This window comes from Saccharospirillum salsuginis, from assembly GCF_014651855.1.
GTDB classification, from domain to species: domain Bacteria; phylum Pseudomonadota; class Gammaproteobacteria; order Pseudomonadales; family Natronospirillaceae; genus Saccharospirillum; species Saccharospirillum salsuginis.
The window spans coordinates 268,015-285,666 of sequence record NZ_BMXR01000007.1; the positions used below are offsets into that span (position 1 = coordinate 268,015).

16 protein-coding genes and 3 tRNA genes are annotated in these 17,652 nt (G+C 59.5%); 18 read left to right on the forward strand and 1 reads right to left on the reverse strand.

Features of this window, described 5'->3' with window-relative positions:
- The first annotated feature begins 37 nt into the window (after positions 1 to 37).
- The 11 genes from serC to IE111_RS15325 all read left to right on the forward strand — a co-directional run bounded on the left by serC (position 38) and on the right by IE111_RS15325 (position 10,394).
- Entirely contained in the window at positions 38 to 1,120 is a 1,083-nt protein-coding gene (serC, locus tag IE111_RS15275; protein ID WP_189610277.1) for a 3-phosphoserine/phosphohydroxythreonine transaminase, read from the forward strand.
- The gene (pheA, locus tag IE111_RS15280) at positions 1,113 to 2,234 is read left to right on the forward strand and encodes a prephenate dehydratase (RefSeq protein ID WP_229805378.1); all 1,122 of its coding nucleotides are present in this window, start codon (positions 1,113 to 1,115) and stop codon (positions 2,232 to 2,234) included. The genes serC and pheA overlap by 8 nt, the downstream gene beginning before the upstream one ends.
- 42 nt (positions 2,235 to 2,276) lie before the next feature.
- Positions 2,277 to 3,389, forward strand: a complete 1,113-nt coding sequence (gene hisC / locus IE111_RS15285; RefSeq protein WP_189610279.1) for a histidinol-phosphate transaminase — start codon at positions 2,277 to 2,279, stop codon at positions 3,387 to 3,389.
- On the forward strand, positions 3,386 to 5,599 hold the full coding sequence (aroA, locus tag IE111_RS15290) for a 3-phosphoshikimate 1-carboxyvinyltransferase (RefSeq protein WP_189610281.1): 2,214 nt from the start codon (positions 3,386 to 3,388) through the stop codon (positions 5,597 to 5,599). The genes hisC and aroA overlap by 4 nt, the downstream gene beginning before the upstream one ends.
- Before the next feature lie 3 nt (positions 5,600 to 5,602).
- Entirely contained in the window at positions 5,603 to 6,286 is a 684-nt protein-coding gene (gene cmk / locus IE111_RS15295; RefSeq protein WP_189610282.1) for a (d)CMP kinase, read from the forward strand.
- 249 nt (positions 6,287 to 6,535) lie between these two features.
- Positions 6,536 to 8,218, forward strand: a complete 1,683-nt coding sequence (gene rpsA, locus IE111_RS15300) for a 30S ribosomal protein S1 (RefSeq protein ID WP_189610283.1) — start codon at positions 6,536 to 6,538, stop codon at positions 8,216 to 8,218.
- A 215-nt stretch (positions 8,219 to 8,433) separates the two neighbouring features.
- Positions 8,434 to 8,727 (forward strand): integration host factor subunit beta, encoded by a 294-nt coding sequence (ihfB, locus tag IE111_RS15305; RefSeq protein WP_189610284.1) that lies wholly within the window; start codon positions 8,434 to 8,436, stop codon positions 8,725 to 8,727.
- Positions 8,728 to 8,769: 42 nt separating this feature from the next.
- Positions 8,770 to 8,991: a lipopolysaccharide assembly protein LapA domain-containing protein gene (locus IE111_RS15310; RefSeq protein WP_189610286.1), complete on the forward strand. Its 222-nt coding sequence runs from the start codon at positions 8,770 to 8,772 to the stop codon at positions 8,989 to 8,991.
- Positions 8,991 to 10,121, forward strand: a complete 1,131-nt coding sequence (locus tag IE111_RS15315) for a tetratricopeptide repeat protein (protein WP_189610287.1) — start codon at positions 8,991 to 8,993, stop codon at positions 10,119 to 10,121. Before IE111_RS15310 ends, IE111_RS15315 begins: the two co-directional genes overlap by 1 nt.
- Positions 10,122 to 10,209: 88 nt before the next feature.
- Positions 10,210 to 10,285, forward strand: a tRNA-Glu gene (locus tag IE111_RS15320).
- Between the two features lie 34 nt (positions 10,286 to 10,319).
- A tRNA-Gly gene (locus IE111_RS15325) sits at positions 10,320 to 10,394 on the forward strand.
- A gap of 613 nt (positions 10,395 to 11,007) precedes the next feature.
- Here the strand turns inward: IE111_RS15325 and IE111_RS15330 are convergent.
- The gene (locus tag IE111_RS15330; RefSeq protein ID WP_229805379.1) at positions 11,008 to 11,325 is read right to left on the reverse strand and encodes a ComEA family DNA-binding protein; all 318 of its coding nucleotides are present in this window, start codon (positions 11,323 to 11,325) and stop codon (positions 11,008 to 11,010) included.
- 282 nt (positions 11,326 to 11,607) lie between these two features.
- Here IE111_RS15330 and pyrB point away from each other — a divergent pair, with 282 nt between their 5' ends.
- The 7 genes from pyrB (at position 11,608) to IE111_RS15365 (ending at position 17,423) form a co-directional block, all read left to right on the forward strand.
- Entirely contained in the window at positions 11,608 to 12,561 is a 954-nt protein-coding gene (gene pyrB, locus IE111_RS15335; RefSeq protein ID WP_189610290.1) for an aspartate carbamoyltransferase, read from the forward strand.
- A complete protein-coding gene (gene pyrI, locus IE111_RS15340; protein ID WP_189610292.1) occupies positions 12,554 to 13,021 on the forward strand; it encodes an aspartate carbamoyltransferase regulatory subunit in 468 nt (155 codons plus the stop codon). Before pyrB ends, pyrI begins: the two co-directional genes overlap by 8 nt.
- A 179-nt stretch (positions 13,022 to 13,200) precedes the next feature.
- Positions 13,201 to 14,217, forward strand: coding sequence for a phenylalanine--tRNA ligase subunit alpha (pheS, locus tag IE111_RS15345; protein WP_189610294.1), 1,017 nt, complete (start codon positions 13,201 to 13,203; stop codon positions 14,215 to 14,217).
- Positions 14,218 to 14,254: 37 nt separating this feature from the next.
- On the forward strand, positions 14,255 to 16,630 hold the full coding sequence (gene pheT / locus IE111_RS15350) for a phenylalanine--tRNA ligase subunit beta (RefSeq protein ID WP_189610296.1): 2,376 nt from the start codon (positions 14,255 to 14,257) through the stop codon (positions 16,628 to 16,630).
- A 2-nt stretch (positions 16,631 to 16,632) separates the two neighbouring features.
- Positions 16,633 to 16,938, forward strand: a complete 306-nt coding sequence (gene ihfA, locus IE111_RS15355; protein ID WP_189610298.1) for an integration host factor subunit alpha — start codon at positions 16,633 to 16,635, stop codon at positions 16,936 to 16,938.
- The gene (locus tag IE111_RS15360; protein WP_189610300.1) at positions 16,913 to 17,275 is read left to right on the forward strand and encodes a MerR family transcriptional regulator; all 363 of its coding nucleotides are present in this window, start codon (positions 16,913 to 16,915) and stop codon (positions 17,273 to 17,275) included. Before ihfA ends, IE111_RS15360 begins: the two co-directional genes overlap by 26 nt.
- A 71-nt stretch (positions 17,276 to 17,346) precedes the next feature.
- Positions 17,347 to 17,423: transfer RNA gene (locus tag IE111_RS15365), tRNA-Pro, on the forward strand.
- Positions 17,424 to 17,652: the final 229 nt, after the last annotated feature.

Below are 17,652 nucleotides of genomic sequence, written 5' to 3' on the forward strand. Positions count from 1 at the left end.
GGTTCGACAGACGATAACGCAGGAAACCTTGAGACCAATGACGCGCGGATATAATTTTTGTTCCGGCCCCGCCATGTTACCCGGGGCGGTCATGCAACGAGCCCAGGAAGAACTGCCGGACTGGCAGGGAACCGGCATGTCGGTGATGGAATTGTCCCATCGGTCCCCGGAATTTGTCAGTGTGCTGGAAGGCGCGGAAGCCCGCTTGCGTACGCTGATGAACATCCCCGAGGACTACGCCGTGCTGTTCATGCAGGGGGGCGCGACGCTGCAGTTTTCCTGCGTGCCGATGAATCTGATGTCACGCGGTGGCGCTGCCGAATTTCTGGATACCGGAGCCTGGTCGGTCAAGGCGATCAAGGAGGCCGGTCGCTATGGCGAGACGCGCGTTCTGGCGTCCACCAAAGACGAAGGCTATCGCCGCGCGGTCCGTGCCGACGAATTCTCCGTCGGTGCGGATGCCGCCTACCTGCATTACACGCCGAACGAGACTATCGGTGGCGTGGAGTTCAATTACGTCCCGGAGACCGGCGACGTGCCTCTGGTGGCCGATATGTCCTCCTGCATCCTGTCCCGCCCGATCAATGTCGAGGACTTCGACCTGATTTACGCCGGTGCCCAGAAAAACATCGGCCCGGCCGGCCTGACTCTGGTCATTGTGCGTAAGTCGCTGCTGGGCGAGGTGATGCACGACACACCGTCGCTACTGAACTATAAAGCGCAGGCGGATAACGGCTCCATGGTCAACACGCCGCCGACATTTGCCATCTATCTGGCCGGTCTGGTGTTCGATTGGCTCGAAGGGCAGGGCGGTGTGCGCGCCATCGAAGGTATTAATGCCGAAAAAGCGGCCCTGTTGTACGATGCCATCGATCGGAGCGAGTTCTACCGCAACCCCATCGCTTTGGAACACCGGTCACGCATGAACGTGCCTTTTATACTGGCCGACGAACAGTTGAACGATCGATTCCTGGCCGAGGCCGGAGAAGCCGGTCTCTATAACCTGCAGGGTCACCGCAGTGTCGGTGGCATGCGCGCCAGCATCTACAATGCCATGCCGCTCGCCGGTGTGCGGGGGCTGGTGGACTTCATGAAGGATTTCGAGCAACGCCATGGCTGATCAGGACGCTCCCAAACCCGTCAATCCCGACAACATGGACCTCGCCGATCTGCGCGATGAGATCGACCGGCTCGACGGCGAGATCCTGCAGCTGATTTCCCGCCGCGCCCAGTGCGCTCTGAAAGTGGCCGAGGTCAAAATGAAAGCCGCGCCGGATACGGCCGTTTTCTATCGCCCCGAGCGCGAAGCCCAGGTGCTGACCCGGGTGATGGAGCGCAATATTGGTCCGCTCGGCAACGAGGACATGGCCCGCTTGTTCCGGGAGATCATGTCCGCCTGTCTGGCGTTGGAGAAGCCGCTGGAAGTGGCCTATCTGGGCCCCGAAGGCACTTTCACCCAGCAGGCCGCCGTCAAGCATTTCGGCCGTTGGGTGCATTCCAAGCCGATGCCGGCCATCGATGAAGTCTTCCGCGAAGTCGAGGCGGGGGCCTGCACCTACGGTGTGGTGCCGGTGGAAAACTCGACCGAAGGTGTGGTCAACCACACCCTGGACAGTTTCATCAACTCCAACCTGCGCATTTGCGGCGAGGTGGAGCTGCGCATTCATCATAATCTGATGGCCGGGCCGAATACCCAGCGGGACAAGATTTCCCGCGTATACAGCCACCAGCAGTCGCTGGCGCAATGCCGCAAATGGCTCGATGCCCATATGCCGATGGCCGAACGCATCGCCGTGAACAGCAACGCCGAGGCGGCGCGTCGGGTGCACGGCGAGTGGAATTCAGCCGCCATCGCCGGTGAAATGGCCGCCCAGTTGTACGACCTGGACATCATCGAACACAAGATCGAGGATGCGCCGGACAATTCGACCCGTTTCCTGATTATCGGCACCCAGGACGTCGGCGTCTCCGGCGACGACAAGACCTCCGTCGTGGTTTCGATGCGCAACGAACCGGGTGCGCTGTATCACCTGTTGCAGCCGTTCAGCGACCACAACGTGGACATGACGCGTCTGGAAACCCGGCCGTCGCCCTCCGGAAACTGGACCTATGTCTTTTTCATCGATTTCGCCGGCCATGTCGAGGACGTCAATGTCCGGCAGGCCCTGGATGAAATCCGCAAGAAGGCGGTTGAAGTGAAGGTGCTGGGGTCCTACCCGAAAGCGGTGTTGTAATGGACCCCAGGGCCGCGAGTCGTCGAATCAACAGGATCCGCTATGAGTTGTGATTACATCGCACTGGCTGTCCCCGGGGTTCAGGAACTGAGCCCCTATGTCCCGGGCAAACCGACGGATGAATTAAAACGCGAGCTGGGCGTTGAAGACGTCATCAAGCTGGCCAGTAACGAGAATCCACTCGGGCTCTCGCCCCGGGTGCAGGAAGCCATCGAGGGCACGCTGGCCGATTTGTCCCGCTACCCGGACGGCAGCGGCTATCGTCTGAAAGAGGCGCTGGCCACCCGGCACAGCATCGACGCCGAACAAATCACTCTCGGCTGCGGATCCAACGAGTTGTTCGAACTGGTGGCCCGCGCTTACCTGCAACCCGGGATGGAAGCGGTGATGAGCGAATACGCCTTCGCCGTCTATCCGCTGGTGGTTCAGGCGGCCGGGGCCAAGGCCGTGGTGACACCCGCCCGCAATTGGGGGCACGATCTTGATGCCATGGCCGAGGCGATCAACGAACGCACCCGTGTGGTGTTCATCGCCAACCCCAATAATCCCACCGGCACCTGGATCAGCAAGGGCGAACTGAAAGCCTTTCTGAAATTCGTGCCGGAACATGTTCTGGTGGTGCTGGACGAGGCCTATGCCGAATACGTCGACCAGGACAACTACCCGAGCGGCATCAAACTGCAGCGCAAGTACCCGAACCTGATCGTCACCCGAACCTTTTCCAAGGCGTACGGTCTGGCCGGGTTGCGCATCGGTTTCGGCGTATCCCACCCCCAGGTGGCGGACGTGCTGAACCGGGTACGCCAACCGTTCAATGTGACCAGCCCGGCGCTGGCGGCGGCCGAGGCGGCCCTGGGCGATCAGGCGTTCCTGGAATCCAGCCTGAGCCTGAACGAGCGCGGTCGCGAGCAGTTGAACGAAGCCTTCGACCGGCTGGGTCTCGATACCATTCCGTCGGTCACCAATTTCATCACGTTCAAGGTGGGTTCGTCGGAAAAAACCGCCGCCCTGCATAATGGCCTGTTGAAATCGGGCATCATTGTGCGTCCGCTCGCCAGCTACGGCATGCCCAAGCATTTGCGGGTATCCATCGGGCTGGAGGCGGAGAACAAACGCTTTATCGAATCCCTGGAACGCGAGCTGGTCTTTCTATGACGGCGACGGCTCTGCCCCGGGTGCTGGTCGTCGGCCTGGGTCTGATCGGTGCTTCCTTTGCCAAGGCGTTGCGCCTGTCCCAGTCCGCCCATGTATTGGGTATGGATGCCGCACCCGGTGTCGCCGAGCGTGCCCTCGAACTCGGCATCATCGACGAGGTCGTGGCCGATACCGACCGGGTGCCTCCGTTCGATGTCTTGCTGATCGCCGTGCCGGTACTGGCCATGCGCTCGGTACTGGCCGATTTCAAACCCCATCTGACCGAACGTACTGTCATTTCCGACGTCGGCAGTGTCAAAGGTGTGGTGGTCGAGGCCGCGCGCGAGGTCTTGGGTGCGTTGCCGGCCGGTTTCGTGCCGGGTCACCCGATTGCCGGCGCCGAACGTTCCGGGGTCGAGGCGGCCAAATCGGATTTGTTCGACCGCCACATGCTGATTCTGACGCCGTTGCCGTCTTCCTCAAACGACGCCGTGGCCACGCTGACCAAACTCTGGCAGGCCGTGGGTGCCGAAGTGGTCACCATGCCAGTGGCCCGCCACGATGAAGTGCTGGCGGCGACCAGTCATCTGCCACACCTGCTGGCGTTTTCCCTGGTCGATACACTGGCGCGGGAGTCCGAGAACCGTGAGATCTTCCGCTACGCCGCGGGCGGGTTTCGCGATTTTACCCGCATCGCCGCCTCGGACCCGACCATGTGGCACGACATTTTTCTCGCCAACGGCGAGGCGACTCTGGGCATTCTGCGGAAATTCCAGGCGGATCTGGACGAACTGGCCCAGGCCATCGAGCACCACCAGGGCGACCGGCTGCTCGATGTCTTCGGTCGTGCCAAGTCCGCTCGTGACTACTTCACTCAGATACTGCAAAGCCGCCAGCGTCATGGTGACGATGTCCGCAAGAACCTGATCACCGCGCCCATGCACCGCGGCCTGTCCGGTACGCTGAGCCTGCCGGGCGACAAGTCGATTTCCCATCGGGCCGTGATTCTGGCGGCTCTGGCCGAAGGCGAGAGTCACATACGCGGTTTCGGCGAGGGCGACGACAACCGCACGACCCTGGAAGCTCTGCGTAAACTGGGAGTCGACATCCAGGACGACGATTCCGGTGAAGTGCGCGTGACCGGCCATGGACTCAAAGGTTTACGACAGGCCGACAGTCCGCTGTACATGGGATGTTCCGGCACCTCGATGCGGCTGCTGGCCGGTGTGCTGGCCGCTCAGGGTTTCGCCAGTGAGCTGATCGGCGATGCGTCGCTGAGCCAGAGACCCATGGATCGCATTCAGAAGCCGCTGGAAACCATGGGCGCCCGGCTGGAGCTGACGCCTCGGGGTACCGCGCCGATTCTGATCCGACCGGTCGATTCACTGCACAGTATCGATTATGAATTGCCAATGGCCAGCGCCCAGGTGAAGTCCGCCGTCCTGCTGGCCGCACTGTGCGCCGGGGTGCCGGCCCGTATGAAAGAGCCCACAATCAGCCGCAATCATACCGAACGACTGTTGGCCGGGCTGGGATGCGATATCGACACTCGGGACGGCTGGCTGAGTTTTACACCCCCCAAGCGATTGCCGGCGCTGGATCTCGACATTCCCGGTGACTTTTCCCTGGCGGCGTTTCATATGGCGGCCGCGACCCTGGTTCCCGGTTCGGACATCCGGCTGGACGGCATCGGTGTCAACCCGACCCGGACCGGCTTTCTGGACATCCTGCTTGACATGGGCGGGTCGGTCGAGGTGTTGAATGAACGCGAACAGGGGGGTGAGCCGGTGGCCGATCTTCGGGTAAGATACGCGCCCCTCGGCGCCGGGGTGTATGGAACCGACTACAGTGGCCGCACCATCGACGAATTTCCGGTGTTGTTCGTCCTGGCGGCCCGTGCCGAGGGCGAGACCCGTATCGAAGGGGTTCGCGAGCTCCGTTACAAGGAGACCGACCGCCTCAAGCGCATGATCGAAGGCCTGACTGTGCTGGGCGCTGACATAGAACTGAAAGGTGATGACGTCATCATCCGCGGCCGTGCGGACCGGCGATTCGACGGCGGCATCGTCGACTGCGCCGGTGACCATCGTGTCGCACTGGCTTTCATGGTGGCCGCCCAGGTGGCGAGTCGCCCTGTCATCATCAGACATTCCGGGCGTGTTTTGGGCGCCTATCCCGGGTTTGCCGAGCACGCCAGCCGGCTCGGATACTCGGTGACCGTAGAGGACTGAATTATGCAAACCAAAGCACCCGTCATCACTCTGGACGGACCGGGTGGCGTCGGCAAGGGGACCATCAGCGGTCTGCTGGCCAAGCGATTCAACTGGCACTACCTGGATTCCGGGGCGTTATATCGACTGGCCGCCCTGGCCGCGATGAACCACGGTGTCGATTTCAGCAACGAATCGGCCCTGTCGGTGATCGCCGAGCATCTGGATATTCAATTCAAGCAACAGGAAGACGCCGTGGTCATTCTGTTGGAAGGGGATGACGTGACCCGTCAGATCCGCTCCGAGGAGGTCGGCTCCAACGCCTCGCGCGTGGCGGCGTTCTCGCGGGTGCGCGATGCGTTGCTCAAGCGCCAGCGCGCCTTTCGCACCGAACCGGGGCTGATCGCCGATGGCCGCGATATGGGGACGGTTGTCTTCCCGGACGCGCCGTTGAAGGTGTTCATGACCGCATCCGCGGAAGAGCGTGCCCATCGTCGCCTGAAACAGTTGCAAGACGGCGGTGTCGTCGCCACCTACGAGAAAGTGCTGCAAGACATCGAAGAGCGCGATGACCGGGACCGCAACCGCTCGGTGGCTCCGCTGGTACCGGCGGAGGACGCCGTCGTCGTCGATACCACCGATAAAAATATCGATGCCGTTCTGGATGAAGTGTTGAGTCTGGTGGCGGATCGCGGAATTGTGGCCTAACTTGGGGGAAAATTACGCAAACCCCTTGGTTCTCATAGTCTAATCCGTATAATACGCGCTCCTAAAACGCGTGATTGTGTTCTTTTTGACCGCTTTCACAAGGCTCCCGGGGCAGTCGCAAGTACCAGCAGCGCGACGCCGGGATATGTTGGATTGACCCGTGCGGGCTGGCGTGCGGTAAAGCCCGAAACGCACTGAACCCTATGCAAACAGGGCGTCGGGCCGTTAATCACTGGGATTATTATTCGAATGACTGAATCTTTCGCTGAACTTTTTGAAGAAAGCTTAAAAACGATCGAGATGGAGCCGGGCTCCATTGTTACCGGCGTCGTCGTCGACATCGACTCCGACTGGGTAACGGTTCACGCTGGCCTGAAATCCGAAGGCATCATCCCTCGTTCACAATTCCTGAACGAAGAGGGCGAACTGGAAATCGCCGTGGGCGACGAAGTCAAAGTGGCTCTGGAAGCGGTCGAAGACGGCTTCGGTGACACTCGACTGTCCCGCGAGAAAGCCAAGCGCGCGGAAGCCTGGTCCGAGCTGGAAAAAGCTTACGAAGCGGAAGAAGTGGTCAAAGGTGTTATCAACGGCAAGGTCAAGGGTGGCTTTACCGTCGACATCAGCTCTGTACGCGCCTTCCTGCCGGGCTCTCTGGTCGATATCCGTCCGGTACGCGATACGACCCACCTGGAAGGCAAAGAGCTGGACTTCAAAGTCATCAAGCTCGACCGTCGTCGCAACAACGTCGTCGTTTCCCGCCGCGCCGTTCTGGAAGCCTCCAACAGCGCCGAGCGTGAAGAACTGCTGGCCAGCCTTCAGGAAGGCCAGGTCGTCAAGGGTATCGTCAAGAACCTGACCGACTACGGTGCCTTCGTGGATCTGGGCGGCGTCGACGGCCTGCTGCATATCACCGACATGGCCTGGAAGCGCATCAAGCACCCGAGCGAAATCGTTCAGGTCGGCGACGAGATCGAAGTCAAGGTCCTCAAGTTCGACCGCGAGCGCAACCGCGTTTCCCTGGGTCTGAAGCAACTGGGCGAAGATCCCTGGGTCGACATCAAGGGTCGTTACCCGGAAGAGTCCGTGGTCAAGGCGCGCGTTACCAACCTGACCGACTACGGCTGCTTCGCCGAACTGGAAGAGGGTGTCGAAGGTCTGGTTCACGTTTCCGAAATGGACTGGACCAACAAGAACATCCATCCGTCCAAAGTGGTCTCCGTCGGCGACGAGATCGACGTGATGATCCTGGACATCGACGAAGAGCGTCGTCGTATCTCCCTGGGCATCAAGCAGACTGTTGTCAATCCTTGGGAAGACTTTTCCAACAAGTACAACAAGGGCGACAAGGTTACCGGCAAGATCAAGTCCATTACTGACTTCGGTATCTTCATCGGTCTGGAAGGCGGCATCGACGGTCTGGTTCACCTGTCCGACATCAGCTGGAACGAATCCGGCGAAGATGCGGTTCGCAAGTACAAGAAAGGCGATGAGCTGGAAACCATCATCCTGTCCATCGACCCGGAACGCGAGCGCATTTCCCTGGGCATCAAGCAGCTGGACAGCGACCCGTTCGCCGAGTTCGTCTCCCTGAACGACAAGGGCTCCCTGGTCACCGGTACCGTTAAAGAAGTGGATGCCAAGGCGGCCACGCTCACCCTGTCCGACGAAGTCGAAGGCATTTTGAAGGCCTCCGAAATCTCCCGCGACAAGGTCGAGGACGCGCGCAACGTCCTGAACGAAGGTGACGAAATCGAAGCCAAGATCGTCAGCGTTGATCGCAAGAACCGCGTCATCAGCCTGTCCATCAAGGCGAAGGACGTTCAGGAAGAGAAAGCCGCTGTTCGCGAATTGAAAGAGAAAGCGGCCGAAGCTTCCGGTCCGACCACCATTGGCGACCTGATCAAGCAGAAGATGGAGCAGGGCAGCGAGTAATCGTTGAACCCCGAGTTCCAGTGAAGAAAGCCGGCCTTGCGCCGGCTTTTTTGTGGGCATCCCCTCTACCTCCGGGAGAGGGACAACAAAAAAACGTTAAAAAATAAACACTTGTGTTATTTTCAGGGCTGATTTAGTCTAATTCCGGAACGCAAAGGTGTCTTGCGGGGCTTTTCCCCAGGATTCCTTCGGTACGCCCGACCGGGGAGGTTCAGATGACCAAGTCCGAACTCATAGAACGCATCGTCGATCGACAATCCCAACTGTCGGTCAAGGATGTCGAGCTGGCCATCAAGACCATGCTCGATCATATGGCGGAAAGCCTGGCCGACGGAGAACGGATCGAAATCCGGGGTTTTGGCAGCTTTTCGCTGCATTATCGCTCCCCACGGGTGGGTCGTAATCCGAAAACCGGTGAATCCGTATCCCTGGAAGGTAAATACGTACCGCACTTCAAACCCGGCAAGGAACTGCGCGAATCCGTCAACGTAGGCATCATCGACAAATAAGCGCTCACCTTCCTTGCCTGAGCCGGGAGGCCAAATTCGTCCATGATCGCTCGATCATTCAAGATCCTCATCGCGCTGACCCTGTTTGTGTTGGCCTGGCTGCTCGCCTTCGGTAACAACCAAACCGTCTCACTCGCCTTCATGGCCTGGAACACGCCGGCATTGCCGCTGTTTATCTGGCTGCTGATAACCCTGTTTCTGGGCATCCTCATCGGGTTGATCCTGGGCCGGTTTTCAAAACGGAAGCGTTCGGGTAGCGCCTGATGCTGACCGCTGTTAAATCGCTCTGGCGTCGACTGACCACGTCGATCAACGGAACACCGCGTTTCCGCCTGGACCCGTTCGAACCCCTGTCGCCGCAACCGGATCGCGAGCTCGATGTACTCCTCGAGCGGTTACCGGTGGATGCGGACACCCTGGAGACGCATTTGGCCCTGGCCGAGCTGTTCCGCAAGCGCGGCCAGACCGATCGGGCGATTCGCGTCCATGAAACGCTGCTTGAGTCCGTTCTGGAACGGGAAGAGCGAAATCGCATTCGGGTCGAGCTGGCACAGGACTACTTTTCCGCCGGCTTCCTCGGGCGGGCCGAGTCGGTGCTCGAGGAAATGATTCTCGGCGACGGCGAACTCTATTCCGCCCAGGCCTTTCGGCTCTGGCTCACGGTGCTGGAGCGAGAGCATGAGTGGGGCAAGGCCATCGCTCTGGTGCGTAAATACGGTGATCCCGGTTCCGGTAATATCCGTTTGGCCAATCTGTACTGCGAGCAGGCCCACCTGCTGAAAAGTACCGGCGATGAAGCCGGTGCCCGTGCCGCTCTGAAAGAGGCACGTAAACTGTCGAACAGCGCGCGAACCTTCATCGTCAGTGCCGAAGTCGAAACCGCGATGGGGCACTATCATCGTGCGATTCGTTTGCTGAAAGAAGCGCTCAACCGCGATGTGCGGCGCATCGATGTCGTGTTACCCGCGCTCAAGAGCCTGGTGCGACTGACGGGCGGGGAGGCCGGGCTGCGGCGCTATCTGGAAGAGTTGTACGATCGTCACCCGAGTCATCGGGTACTGGAATCCCTGCTGGACCTGGTTGGACCGAACGATCCCAAAGCGGACATCTGGCAGAAAGAGCTTGAAGACATCGTCAACTCCGGTGCCTCGTTCGGCCTGATGCAACGCTGGCTGGAGCAGCGCGAAGATATCGGAGAGCGGGCGAGGGGCGTTTTGGTCGAGTCCCTGCAGCGTCTGAAGTTGCGCCTGTCGGATGTGTACCAGTGCAACCACTGCGGATTCGAGTCCGCTACCATGCTGTGGTTCTGCCCCCAGTGTGAACGCTGGGAGACGGCGTATTCCCGCCATGAACAGCGGGTCTATAAAAACGAGATCGACATCGCCGAACCTTAATGTGTTGATTTCTATAAAAAAATTCTTGATCTCGATAAAAATCTTGCTATCATGCGCTCCGCTTTCGACGGAAACGCGTCTTTGCAACGTCCCGTTCGTCTAGTGGCCTAGGACACCGCCCTTTCACGGCGGTAACAGGGGTTCGAGTCCCCTACGGGACGCCACTTCCGTTTTATATGTGTCGAAGCTTCGTATTCAGCGGGAATAGCTCAGTGGTAGAGCACAACCTTGCCAAGGTTGGGGTCGCGAGTTCGAATCTCGTTTCCCGCTCCAAATCAAAAAGCAGCCAATCGGCTGCTTTTTGTGTTTTCGGCACACCAAAAAAGAAACCGGAGCTCTCACGGGAACTCCGGTCTGTCTTTTACACCCAACTCCCTGGTGGCCTCCTGGCCGTGTCATCCTTTTACGTCACTCCCCGAGCATTCCCGCTTGAGGATGGCCGCGTCCCTGGCGTACTGCTCCTGTGCACCCTCACAGTGCCATGCCCCTGTGCCTTCCTGGCGGGTCGCAGTACATCCTGGCCGTCCTGGCAGTACAACATCCAACGCCTTCCTGGCTGTCTTTGTCCTGACCGTCCTGGTGCTACCACTCCTGCTTCTTCCCTGGTCTGCGTTTCCTGGCCATCCTGGCAGTGGCATCCCTTTTAACATTCCCTGACGTACGGTTCCTGTCCTTCCTGGAAACAGCTATCCGACCTCTTCCGTGAGCGTTTGCTCCATGGCCTTCCTGGCGTTACGTCTCCGTTCTTCCGTGAGGTACCGTACTCCGCCCTCCTGGCGGCTTTCCTGCATTTCCCTGTAGTCCCTGTATTCCGTCGGTCGTCCCTGACGGTGCATGTCATCCTGAACGGCCGTCCGTGGCGGCGAGTCCATGAAAACTCAGCGGATCAGCCTTCCACCATGCCGACGCGAATGCGCTCCCGGTTCTTCTCCAGGGTGGCGGGGCCAATGCCTGGTACGTTCATCAAGTCTTCCGGTGCGATGAAGGGGCCGTTCTCTTCCCGATAGGTGACAATGGCTTCGGCGCGACTGGTACCGACACCGTCCAGGATGTCCGCCAGCTTTTCGGCGCCGTCATTGTTGATGTCGACGTAGAGAATGGCGGCCTCTTCTTGAGTCGTTTCGGTGTTTCCTTCGGCGGCGTAGGCGTTCGGCAGCAACATCATCAAGGCCAGACCCGCGCTGAGGATTCCCTTTTTCAACATATCCTTTTTTCCTTCTGTCAGTTCGATTTCAGTTCGTAATGTGTGTTGCCATCACTGCTGGCACGAGAAAAGGTACCCAAGAGAACCCCGGATAAAAACCAAAACCTGCGAAGTATCCTTATAGTGTTCTCAGGGTGGCATCAGATAAGACCGCTGTTCGAGGCGGTGTGCGGTCGATCACAAAAATGCGGGTGTTCGCATACTGTAAAAAGACGGTCCGGCGGCGGATGAGGTCGACGGCATCTTACTTTATAATGCCGCAAATCTTTGCAGGGCCCATGCATGCGTAACCCATTATACGGTCGCGATATCGTATCGATCGGTGACCTCTCCAAGTCTGACCTGGAATTCATCATCGAACGGGCTGCCAAGCTCAAGGCGTCCGGACCCCAACCTCTGCTCAAGGATCGACTCATCGCCAGTTGCTTCTTCGAAGCATCCACCCGCACCCGTCTGTCCTTCGAAACAGCGGTTCAGCGCCTGGGTGGGACCTTGATCGGTTTTTCCGACAGCGGCCATACGTCGTCCAAAAAAGGCGAGACCCTGTCCGACAGTATCCGCATGATCGCTTCCTATGCGGATGCCATCATCATGCGTCATCCGCAGGAAGGTTCGGCCCGGCTCGCGGCCGAAGTGGCGGATATCCCGGTCATCAATGGCGGGGACGGGGCCAACCAGCATCCGACCCAGACACTGTTGGACCTGTTTTCCATCGCCGAATGTCAGGGGCGCCTGGAAGGGCTCTCGGTGGCGCTGGTGGGCGACCTGAAATATGGCCGGACGGTGCATTCGCTGGCCCAGGCGCTCGGGCATTTCAAGCCGCGCTTTTATTTTGTCTCGCCCAAGGCGCTGGCCATGCCGGCCTACATCGAAGACAGCCTGACCGAAGCCGGTATCCAGTTCGAATACATTGATCAGTTGGAGGATGTCATCCCTCTGGTCGACGTGCTCTACATGACGCGGGTACAAAAAGAACGCTTCGACCCGACCGAATACATGCATCTGGCTTCCCAGTTCATCCTGAAGCCTGAAATGCTGGAGCGGGCGGCGGAACATTTACGGGTGATGCACCCCTTGCCACGCGTCGACGAGATTCATCCCGCGGTCGACCGCACACCCCATGCCTACTACTTCCAACAGGCCGAGAACGGCGTCTATGCCCGTCAGGCGCTGTTGTCACTGGTCATGAACGAAACCGTACTGGACTCTGTCGAGGGAGACCCTGCCGATGTCTGAACCCAGACGCGAAACCATGCTGGTCGAGGCCATTCAATCCGGCACGGTCATCGACCACATTCCGGCCGGCAAGGGGCTGGTGATACTCGGGCGGCTGCAAATCAAGAACGCGCAGGCCCGATTGACCGTGGGTCTCAACCTGCCCAGCAAGGGCAGTGGCCTGAAAGACCTGGTCAAGGTCGACGAGTGGCCCTTCACCGAACAGGATGCCGCCGAGTTGGCGTTGTTCGCCCCGGATGCCACGGTCAACATCATCGAAGACTATCGGGTGGTCCGTAAATTTCCGATCAGCCTGCCGGAGGTCTTTGTCGGCGTCTTCCCGTGCCCGAATTCGAACTGCATCACGCACAACGAGCCGGTGGAGACGCGATTCACAGTCCTCACCCAGGGCGAACGGGTGCAATTGCGCTGTCATTACTGCGAGCGCAGTTTCGCCGATACATTGTTTACGGAAAATTGATCGGTGTTTTGTGGGAGCGCACTCCGTGCGCGGCCTGGGGTATAAGCCACCTAGAAGGTCGCGCACGGCGTGCGCTCCTACAAACCCCAACTTTCCCTTAGCAATCAGTTGCTTATTTCAGCCCCATCCTTATAGTGAGGGCTTTTTCCAGCGAGTCTCGACGGGAGTTTCAACTGTCCATGGATACCCTATCTCAACTGCACTCCAGAGCGTTAGAAGCCGTCCGGAACGCCGGCAACCCGCAGGAGCTTGAAGACCTGCGCGTTCGCTTTCTGGGCAAAAAGGGCGAGATCACCGCTCAGCTGAAGGGGTTGGGGGCTCTATCTCCCGAAGAACGTCCCGCGGCGGGCGCCAAGATCAACGAAGTGAAAACGGCCGTGGCCGATGCCATCAGTGCCCGCAAGGCGGAGCTCGAAGAGCAGGCACTGGCCGCCAAAGTCGCCCAGGAGAAGATCGACGTGACCCAGCCGGGGCGTCGTCAATCCCTGGGCGGGCTGCATCCGATCACTCAGACCCTGCGCCGCATGGACTCCTTCTTCACCAACATTGGCTACGATGTCGCCCTGGGGCCTGAGATCGAAGACGATTACCACAACTTCGAAGCGCTCAACATCCCGTCGCATCACCCGGCCCGTGCCATGCACGACACCTTTTATTTCGACGCTGGCACCCTGTTGCGGACCCATACCTCGCCTGTGCAGGTGCGGACCATGGAGCACCAGGAACCGCCCATCCGGGTCATCTGCCCGGGCCGCGTCTACCGGTGCGATTCCGACCTGACCCACACGCCCATGTTCCACCAGATGGAAGGTTTGCTGGTCGATACCGAAGTCAGTTTCGCGGACCTTAAAGGCACCGTGGAAGAATTCCTGAGGGTCTTCTTCGAAAAAGAGCTGGCGGTGCGCTTCCGGCCGTCCTATTTCCCGTTCACGGAGCCATCGGCCGAAGTCGATATCGAATGCGTCATCTGCGGTGGCGACGGCTGTCGCGTCTGCAGCCACACCGGCTGGCTGGAAGTGATGGGCTGCGGCATGGTGCACCCGAACGTACTGGAAGCCTCCAAGGTCGATTCCACCCGGTATCAGGGCTTCGCGTTCGGCATGGGAGTCGAACGCCTGGCCATGCTGCGTTATGGCGTCAACGACTTGCGTCTGTTCTTCGAGAACGACCTCAAATTCCTGCGTCAGTTCAACTGAGACCCGACATACAGAATAGGATGATTGGACACAGCTTATGAAATTCAGCGAACAATGGCTGCGTGAATGGGTTAACCCGGATATCGGCTCCCAGGCGCTGATGGATCAGATCACCATGGCGGGTCTGGAAGTGGACGGCGCCGAACCCGTGGCCGAAAGCTTCGAAGGCGTGATCGTGGCCGAGGTCACCGAGTGCGAACAGCACCCGAACGCCGATAAACTGCAGGTATGCCACGTCAATACCGGCACCGAGACCGTTCAGGTGGTCTGCGGCGCCCCTAACGCCCGGGCCGGCATCAAGGTTGCCCTGGCCACGGTCGGTGGCGTGCTGCCGGGCGACTTCAAGATCAAAAAGGCCAAGCTGCGCCAGGTGGAAAGCCATGGCATGCTGTGCAGCGAAAAAGAACTGGGCCTGTCGGACAACCACGAAGGCATCCTGGAGTTGGCCGAGGACGCACCGGTCGGCGAAGACCTGCGCGATGTGCTGGGCCTGAACGATCTGGCTATCGAAGTCGATCTGACGCCGAACCGGGCCGACTGCCTGAGCATCGCCGGCATAGCCCGCGAAGTGGGTGTGCTGAACCAGACCCCCGTCAGTGCGACTGACCTCAAACCGGTTGCCCCGGTGCACGACGATACCTTCCCGGTGACCCTGGAAGACACCGCCGGTTGCCCGCGATACGCCGGTCGGGTGCTGAACAACGTCAATGTCGCCGCACAGAGCCCGATCTGGATGGTCGAGCGCCTGCGTCGCTCCGGCATCCGGTCGATCGACCCGGTGGTCGACGTCACCAACTACGTGATGCTGGAGCTGGGTCAACCGCTGCACGGTTTCGATCTGGACCGCCTGAAAGGCGGCATCGTCGTACGTCGGGCCAAAACGGGAGAAAAACTGGAGTTGCTCGACGGCCAGACCATCGACCTGACCGACGACGTCCTGCTAATTACCGATGGCAACGGCCCGCTGGCCATGGCCGGTGTCATGGGGGGTGAGCAGAGCGGTGTGAACACCGATACTCGCCGGGTCTTTCTGGAAAGTGCCTTCTTCGCACCGATCGAAATTGCCGGCCGCGCCCGTCAATACGGCTTGCACACCGATGCCAGCCACCGTTTCGAGCGGGGTGTCGACCCCAGCCTCCAGGAGTCGGCCGTCGAGCGCGCCACCCAATTGCTTATGGACATCTGCGGTGCCGAGCCCGGTCCGCTGGTTGTCGAAGAAGATCGCAGCCAGTTGCCGGAGCCGGCGAAGATCGAGCTGAGCGCCGATACCGCAACCTCCAGCCTGGGGCTGAACATCGACGTCGCCGAGATCGAGCGAATTCTGACCGGCCTGGGCTTCGAGGTCTCCGCAAGCGGCGAGGGCCGTTGGGCCGTAACCGCGCCGAGCTGGCGCTTCGATATGGAGATCGAGGCCGACCTGATCGAGGAAATCGCCCGCATCTACGGGTACAACCGTCTGCCGGTGACCGTACCCAAGGCCGCCTTGGGGCCGCGCGGTCGTGCGGAGCAGAAGGTCTCCACCGACTTGCTGGTCGACCGTCTGGCCAGCCTGGGATATCAGGAAGCCATCACCTACAGCTTTGTCGAACCGGGCCTGCAAGCCGCCATGTTCCCGAAAGAGCACGGCATCGAACTGGCCAACCCGATTTCAGCCGATATGTCGGTCATGCGCGTTTCGCTGTGGCCGGGCCTGCTGAAGGCGGTGAGCCACAACCTGAACCGCCAGCAGGAACGGGTGCGTCTGTTCGAAACCGGTTTACGTTTTCGGGCGACGGACAACGGCACCGAGCAGGTGCCGATGCTGGCGGGCATTGCCACCGGCAGCCGTCTGCCGAAGGGCTGGTACGAGACCGGCGAAGCGCTTGATTTCTTCGATGTCAAAGGGGATGTCGAGCAGGTCCTCGGACTGATCAAGGGCGTCGGTTTCGAATTCGTGCCGGGCCAGCACAGTGCCTTGCACCCGGGGCAGTGCGCCCGGATCGAGCGCAACGGCAAGCTGGTGGGTTACATCGGCGCCTTGCACCCGAACCAGGCCCGTCAGCTCGAGATCAAACAGCCGACGTTCATGTTCGAACTGCGGTTGGACAAAGTGCTGAAAGCCGAATTGCCGTCCTTCACGCCGCTGTCGCGGTACCCGGCCTCAACACGGGATCTGGCCGTGGTGGTGGACGAGGATACCCCGGTTTCCGAGCTCGTGAACAGTGTTCGGGAGAAGGCTGGAGAAGACCTCGAGAATCTCACACTTTTTGACATCTATCGCGGCAAAGGCATTGATTCGCAACGAAAAAGCGTTGCGTTAGGCTTGACCTGGCAGAATCCTTCGCGCACTCTTACTGATGACGAAATAAACAACCTGATGGATTCGATCATCACCACCTTGCAGACGAGGTTCGATGCTGCGCTGAGGAGCTGACAATGGCCCTGACCAAAGCGGAGATGGCTGAACGCTTGTACGAAGAGCTTGGCCTGAACAAGCGCGAAGCCAAGGAAATGGTGGAAATCTTCTTTGAAGAGATCCGCGATTGTCTGGTACACAACGAGCAGGTGAAGCTCTCCGGGTTCGGCAACTTCGATCTCAGGGACAAACGCCAAAGACCGGGCCGGAACCCGAAAACCGGCGAGGAAATTCCCATTTCCGCGCGCAGGGTCGTCACGTTTCGTCCCGGTCAGAAGCTTAAGGTAAAAGTAGAGGCCTATGCTGGAACCGAGCCAGAACGATGAGTTGCCTCCTATTCCAGGGAAGCGTTACTTTACAATTGGCGAAGTCAGTGATTTATGTGCGGTAAAACCGCATGTGTTGCGTTACTGGGAGCAGGAATTCCCTCAACTCAGTCCGGTAAAGCGGCGGGGTAACCGCCGGTACTACCAGCGCGACGATGTCGTCCTCATTCGCCAGATCCGCCATCTTCTCTACGAAGACGGCTTTACCATTGGTGGCGCCCGCCAAAAGCTCTCCGAGCCGGAAGAGGGCAACGCCATGCGTGAACAGCATAAGGCGCTGATCCGTGACATGATTCGCGAGTTGGAAGCCGTCCTCAAGTTGCTCTCCGAGGAATAGTCGATTCACACTGCTAGTCCTCAAAAAAGGCTTGATTTTTCAATCGCTTAGCGTATTATTCGCAACGTTTTCGGGCATTAGCGCAGTCTGGTAGCGCATCGTCATGGGGTGGCGAGGGTCGCAGGTTCAAATCCTGCATGCCCGACCAATTTCAAAGAACCGGCCATCTGGCCGGTTTTTTTACGCCTGAATGATAAAAGTGTGGGGTGGCTCGGGCCGCAGCCGGAGTGCCGGCCAGATCAAATCCTGCATGCCCGACCAATTTCAAAGAACCGGCCAACTGGCCGGTTTTTTTACGCCCGAATGAAAGAAGTGTGGGGTGGCTCGAGCCGCAGCCGGAATGCCGGCCAGATCAAATCCTGCATGCCCGACCAATT

Coding starts and splice junctions, on each gene's coding strand:
- serC (WP_189610277.1), top strand. CDS start 38: ATGACGCGCGGATATAATTTTTGTTCCGGCCCCGCCATGTTACCCGGG.
- pheA (WP_229805378.1), top strand. CDS start 1,113: ATGGCTGATCAGGACGCTCCCAAACCCGTCAATCCCGACAACATGGAC.
- hisC (WP_189610279.1), top strand. CDS start 2,277: ATGAGTTGTGATTACATCGCACTGGCTGTCCCCGGGGTTCAGGAACTG.
- aroA (WP_189610281.1), top strand. CDS start 3,386: ATGACGGCGACGGCTCTGCCCCGGGTGCTGGTCGTCGGCCTGGGTCTG.
- cmk (WP_189610282.1), top strand. CDS start 5,603: ATGCAAACCAAAGCACCCGTCATCACTCTGGACGGACCGGGTGGCGTC.
- rpsA (WP_189610283.1), top strand. CDS start 6,536: ATGACTGAATCTTTCGCTGAACTTTTTGAAGAAAGCTTAAAAACGATC.
- ihfB (WP_189610284.1), top strand. CDS start 8,434: ATGACCAAGTCCGAACTCATAGAACGCATCGTCGATCGACAATCCCAA.
- IE111_RS15310 (WP_189610286.1), top strand. CDS start 8,770: ATGATCGCTCGATCATTCAAGATCCTCATCGCGCTGACCCTGTTTGTG.
- IE111_RS15315 (WP_189610287.1), top strand. CDS start 8,991: ATGCTGACCGCTGTTAAATCGCTCTGGCGTCGACTGACCACGTCGATC.
- IE111_RS15330 (WP_229805379.1), bottom strand. CDS start 11,325: ATGTTGAAAAAGGGAATCCTCAGCGCGGGTCTGGCCTTGATGATGTTG.
- pyrB (WP_189610290.1), top strand. CDS start 11,608: ATGCGTAACCCATTATACGGTCGCGATATCGTATCGATCGGTGACCTC.
- pyrI (WP_189610292.1), top strand. CDS start 12,554: ATGTCTGAACCCAGACGCGAAACCATGCTGGTCGAGGCCATTCAATCC.
- pheS (WP_189610294.1), top strand. CDS start 13,201: ATGGATACCCTATCTCAACTGCACTCCAGAGCGTTAGAAGCCGTCCGG.
- pheT (WP_189610296.1), top strand. CDS start 14,255: ATGAAATTCAGCGAACAATGGCTGCGTGAATGGGTTAACCCGGATATC.
- ihfA (WP_189610298.1), top strand. CDS start 16,633: ATGGCCCTGACCAAAGCGGAGATGGCTGAACGCTTGTACGAAGAGCTT.
- IE111_RS15360 (WP_189610300.1), top strand. CDS start 16,913: ATGCTGGAACCGAGCCAGAACGATGAGTTGCCTCCTATTCCAGGGAAG.